Annotated in this window: 3 rRNA genes; all 3 read right to left on the bottom strand. The window is 52.8% G+C overall.

The window, feature by feature from the left end:
• Positions 1 to 12: 12 nt before the first annotated feature.
• Positions 13 to 129, bottom strand: a 5S ribosomal RNA gene (rrf, locus tag GBB18_RS10575).
• Between the two features lie 94 nt (positions 130 to 223).
• A 23S ribosomal RNA gene (locus GBB18_RS10570) occupies positions 224 to 3,315 on the bottom strand.
• A gap of 324 nt (positions 3,316 to 3,639) precedes the next feature.
• A 16S ribosomal RNA gene (locus tag GBB18_RS10565) occupies positions 3,640 to 5,168 on the bottom strand.
• The 16S, 23S and 5S rRNA genes sit together here, the layout of an rRNA operon.
• Positions 5,169 to 5,465 lie beyond the last annotated feature (297 nt).

Raw genomic sequence — 5,465 nt, 5'->3', positions numbered from 1 at the left:
TGTGAAGTTTTAGGTCGGCGGTGACTTACTCTCCCACACCCTCCCGGGTGCAGTACCATCAGCGCTGTCGGGCTTAGCTTCCGGGTTCGGAATGGGACCGGGCGTGTCCCCGATGCTATAACCACCGACACATTTTTTTGTGTGGGTTTGTGTTGTTTCAGATACTGTGTAGTGGACGCGTGCGGCTTTACTCGTGCTTGTTGTTGTTTTTCGTGTGTTGCGTGTGTGTTTTTTGTTGGTGGGTTAGTACCAGTCACCTCGAACACATTACTGTGCGTCCAGTTCTGGCCTATCAACCCCATCATCTCTGGGGTACCTCAAAAGAAACCTGGTCTTGAAAGGGGCTTCCCGCTTAGATGCTTTCAGCGGTTATCCTGTCCGTACGTAGCTAACCAGCCGTGCTCCTGGTGGAACAACTGGCACACTAGAGGTACGTCCGTCCCGGTCCTCTCGTACTAAGGACAGCTTTTCTCAAGTTTCAACGCGCGCGGCGGATAGAGACCGAACTGTCTCACGACGTTCTAAACCCAGCTCGCGTGCCGCTTTAATGGGCGAACAGCCCAACCCTTGGGACCTACTCCAGCCCCAGGATGCGACGAGCCGACATCGAGGTGCCAAACCATCCCGTCGATATGGACTCTTGGGGAAGATCAGCCTGTTATCCCCGGGGTACCTTTTATCCGTTGAGCGACACCCAATCCACGATGAGGTGCCGGATCACTAGTCCCTACTTTCGTATCTGCTTGACATGTCTGTCTCACAGTTAAGCTCCCTTGTGCACTTACACTCAACACCTGATTGCCAACCAGGCTGAGGGAACCTTTGGGCGCCTCCGTTACTCTTTGGGAGGCAACCGCCCCAGTTAAACTACCCACCAGGCACTGTCCCCAACCCAGATCATGGGCCAAGGTTGAGATATCCGAATCGGTCAGAGTGGTATTTCACCGTGCGACTCCACACCAACTAGCGTTAATGCTTCAACGTCTCCCACCTATGCTACACAAACCGACCCGAACACCAATACCAAGTTGTAGTGAAGGTCCCGGGGTCTTTTCGTCCTGCCGCGCGTAACGAGCATCTTTACTCGTACTGCAATTTCACCGGGCCTGTAGTTGAGACAGCAGGGAAGTCGTTACGCCATTCGTGCAGGTCGGAACTTACCCGACAAGGAATTTCGCTACCTTAGGATGGTTATAGTTACCACCGCCGTTTACTGGGGCTTAAATTCTCCGCTTCGACCCCAAAAGGGTCTAACAGGTCCTCTTAACCTTCCAGCACCGGGCAGGCGTCAGTCCGTATACATCAACTTCCACGTTTTCGCACAGACCTATGTTTTTAGTAAACAGTCGCTTCCCTCTAGACTCTGCGACCACCACACAGCTTGTACACCGTGTAGGGTCCCCCTTCTCCCGAAGTTACGGGGGTATTTTGCCGAGTTCCTTAACTACAGTTCACCCGCTCGCCTTAGTATTCTCTACTCGATCACCTGTGTCGGTTTGGGGTACGGGCCGGCCATATACATCGCTAGAAGCTTTTCTCGACAGCACAGGATCACCACCATCCCCACTAAGTGGGTACGCATCACGCCTCACCCTTCAATGTGTCCCGGATTTACCTAGAACACGGACTACACGCTTACACCAACACAACCAACGGTTGGCGTGGCTACCACTCTGTGTCACTCCATCACTTGACTACGACAGATCAGGCCCCACGCATCCTCACACACCACACACCCCGAAAGGCGTGTTAGAGGTGATTCTGGGTGGTTAGTATCACTGCATCATCATTGGTCGCATATAACCGGGTACGGGAATATCAACCCGTTTGCCATCGACTACGCCTGTCGGCCTCGCCTTAGGACCCGACTCACCCTGGGAAGACGAGCTTGACCCAGGAACCCTTGATCATCCGGCGGCAAGGATTCTCACCTTGCATTCGCTACTCATGCCTGCATTCTCACTCGCACACACTCCACCATAAGCTTCCGCCACAGCTTCACCGCATGCACGACGCTCCCCTACCCAACAACACACAAAGATGTCATTGTCGTGGTTTCGGCGGTGTACTTCAGCCCCACTACATTGTCGGCGCAGAACCACTCGACCAGTGAGCTATTACGCACTCTTTCAAGGATGGCTGCTTCTAAGCCAACCTCCTGGCTGTCTTCGCGATCCCACATCCTTTTCCACTTAGTACACTCTTAGGGGCCTTAACCGACGATCTGGGCTGTTTCCCTCTCGACTACGAAGCTTATCCCCCGCAGTCTCACTGCCACGCTATAACATTCGCGGTATTCGGAGTTTGGCTGATGTTGCTAAGATGATAGTCCCGCTCAACCAACCAGTAGCTCTACCCCCGCAAAGAAACACGCAACGCTGCACCTAAATGCATTTCGGGGAGAACCAGCTATCACGGAGTTTGATTAGCCTTTCACCCCTACCCACAACTCATCCCCTCAGTTTTCAACCTAAGTGGGTTCGCGCCTCCACAACCTCTTACAGCTGCTTCACACTGGCCATGGGTAGATCACTCCGCTTCGGGTCCAGGACACGCCACTAAACACACTAGTTAGTATTCGCTTTCGCTACGACTACCCCACACACGGGTTAACCTCGCGACATGCCGCTGACTCGCAGGCTCATTCTTCAAAAGGCACGCCATCACCCCACAAAAGAGGCTCTGACGGATTGTAGACACACGGTTTCAGGTACTATTTCACTCCCCTCCCGGGGTACTTTTCACCATTCCCTCACGGTACTCATACACTATCGGTCACGCCAAGTATTCAGGCTTACCGGGTGGTCCCGGCAGATTCACAGCAGATTCCACGAGCCCGCTGCTACTCGGGAACACGCACACAACCATCGATGCATATGTTCGGCTACCGGACTCTCACCGTCTACGGTAGGTGATCCCACACCACTTCGCCTCACACACACCAACAATCGAGATGACACGGCAGTATCACCAACACACATGCCCCACAACCAGCCACACGCAACCCCTGCCGAGTATCACACGCATGACTTTTAGCCATCATCCGCTTTCGTTCGCCACTACTCACAGAATCACTATTGTTTTCTTCTCCTACGGGTACTGAGATGTTTCACTTCCCCGCGTACACCCCCTATGTAGCTATACATTCACCACAAGGAAACACACACCATAAAAAGCATGTGCTAGGTTACCCCATTCGGACACCCTCGGATCAACGCTCGATTGACAACTCCCCGAGGACTATCGCGGCCTTCCACGTCCTTCATCGGCTTGACGATGCCCAGGCATCCACCGTGCGCCCTTAATAAAAAACAGACACACAAACAATCAAAAAACACTAAGAACAAACACAATAAAATTGCTCGCGTCCACTATACAGTTCTCAAACAACACACACACCAACCACCCACCACCACACAAGCAGTAGTAGATAACCTGGTATGCCCACAAGACAACCATGTTGCCTCAGACACCCAACAATGCACCAACTTCGCATAAACTTTGCCGACATGCTCGTCAACCACTCACAGTTGCGGCGCGCGCATCTATTCACGATCGCGCATGTTCCATACAGGAATTTCAACTAAATACAGAAGCGGTGTCACCTATAACCATGACACCAAAACAAAAACTCCTTAGAAAGGAGGTGATCCAGCCGCACCTTCCGGTACGGCTACCTTGTTACGACTTCGTCCCAATCGCCAATCCCACCTTCGACCACTCCCCACCAAAAAGGCTTAGGCCATGGGCTTCGGGTGTTATCAACTTTCATGACGTGACGGGCGGTGTGTACAAGGCCCGGGAACGTATTCACCGCAGCATTGCTGATCTGCGATTACTAGCGACTCCGACTTCATGGGGTCGAGTTGCAGACCCCAATCCGAACTAAGACTGACTTTCAAGCGATCCGCTCACCCTCACAGGCTCGCATCGCGTTGTATCAACCATTGTAGCATGTGTGAAGCCCTGGACATAAGGGGCATGATGATTTGACGTCATCCCCACCTTCCTCCGAGTTAACCCCGGCAGTCTCTCATGAGTCCCCACCATAACGCGCTGGCAACATAAGACAAGGGTTGCGCTCGTTGCGGGACTTAACCCAACATCTCACGACACGAGCTGACGACAACCATGCACCACCTGTGAACAAGCCAAAAAGGAAAACGTATCTCTACGCCGATCCTGTCCATGTCAAGCCCAGGTAAGGTTCTTCGCGTTGCATCGAATTAATCCACATGCTCCGCCGCTTGTGCGGGCCCCCGTCAATTCCTTTGAGTTTTAGCCTTGCGGCCGTACTCCCCAGGCGGGGCGCTTAATGCGTTAGCTACGGCACAGAAACCATGAAAAGTCCCCACACCTAGCGCCCACCGTTTACAGCATGGACTACCAGGGTATCTAATCCTGTTCGCTACCCATGCTTTCGCTCCTCAGCGTCAGTAACTGCCCAGTAACCTGCCTTCGCCATCGGTGTTCCTCCTGATATCTGCGCATTTCACCGCTACACCAGGAATTCCAGTTACCCCTACAGCACTCAAGTAATGCCCGTATCGCCTGCACGCCCGAAGTTAAGCCCCGGGATTTCACAGACGACGCGACAAACCACCTACGAGCTCTTTACGCCCAGTAATTCCGGACAACGCTCGCACCCTACGTATTACCGCGGCTGCTGGCACGTAGTTAGCCGGTGCTTCTTCTATACCTACCGTCACCAAAAAGGCTTCGTCGGTACCGAAAGGAGTTTACAACCCGAAGGCCTTCATCCCCCACGCGGCGTCGCTGCATCAGGCTTGCGCCCATTGTGCAATATTCCCCACTGCTGCCTCCCGTAGGAGTCTGGGCCGTGTCTCAGTCCCAATGTGGCCGATCACCCTCTCAGGCCGGCTACCCGTCGACGCCTTGGTAGGCCATTACCCCACCAACAAGCTGATAGGCCGCGAGCTCATCTTGAACCAAAATAAATCTTTCCACCACCGACACTAAACGATGGTCCTATCCGGTATTAGACCCAGTTTCCCAAGCTTATCCCAGAGTCCAAGGCAGATCACCCACGTGTTACTCACCCGTTCGCCACTCGAGTACCCCAGCAAGCTGAGGCCTTTCCGTTCGACTTGCATGTGTTAAGCACGCCGCCAGCGTTCGTCCTGAGCCAGGATCAAACTCTCCACAAAAAACCAAAAACACCACAAAGGTGTAATCAGAAAAAAGCTACAAGCTCCGTGAAAAGCCCAAAACTAGCAAAAAAAACAAAAAACAAAAGGGGGCAGAATCCGACGAGGAAAACCCACCCCCAAAAAAATCATCAACACACACTGCTAAAAAACAGCACACGCATCAAATCACATGCGACCAAACAAACCCCAATCACAAGGGCACCTGATCCACACACAACCAAACACGCACACCACAACAAAAGCAGCACACATCAACAAAACAAAGCTGGCACACTATCGAGTTCTCAAACAACA

It is taken from the genome of Corynebacterium sp. 11A, from assembly GCF_008930935.1.
Classification (GTDB): Bacteria; Actinomycetota; Actinomycetes; order Mycobacteriales; family Mycobacteriaceae; genus Corynebacterium; species Corynebacterium megadyptis.
The sequence above is the reverse complement of the archived record's forward strand: the minus strand, read 5'-3'. Positions and strand labels throughout refer to the sequence as shown.